The organism is Achromobacter sp. SIMBA_011, assembly GCF_046535435.1.
GTDB lineage: Bacteria > Pseudomonadota > Gammaproteobacteria > Burkholderiales > Burkholderiaceae_B > Achromobacter > Achromobacter dolens.
On the sequence record NZ_JAWRWN010000049.1, the window covers coordinates 1 to 474 of the forward strand.

1 protein-coding gene is annotated in these 474 nt (G+C 62.2%); it reads left to right on the forward strand.

Annotated elements, in window-relative coordinates:
• The coding region (locus SB816_RS29835) for a Mu transposase domain-containing protein (RefSeq protein ID WP_410547968.1) at positions 1–474 on the forward strand (474 nt) is incomplete at both ends.

The window sequence follows — 474 nt, forward strand, 5'->3', positions numbered from 1 at the left end:
CATCAGTTACGCCCGCGCTCATAAGCACGTCGATCAGACGGAGCGCACGATCTGGGAGGTGTTCGATGCGGAGCGGCCGCACCTGGTCGGCTATCCCGGCAAATTCGACGGCTTCCACGCTGTGCAGGCCTCGATCGGCAAGACCTGCCTCGTGCGTTTCGACAACAACAAATACTCGGTACTGTCTACGGCAGTCGGCCGCCCTGCCGAGATACATGCCTATGCAGATCGCATCGTCATCCGGCAGGATGGCGTGGAAATCGGCCAACACGATCGCTGCTTCGGCCGTGGCGAGACGATCTATAATCCCTGGCATTACGTGCCGGTCCTGACCCGCAAACCGGGAGCACTGCGCAACGGTGCGCCGTTCCACGACTGGGTTTTGCCCGCCGCCATGGAGAAGGTGCGCCGCCGGCTGAAGGCAATGCATGACGGCGACCGGCAGATGGTGTCGATCCTCGAATGCGTGGGCCT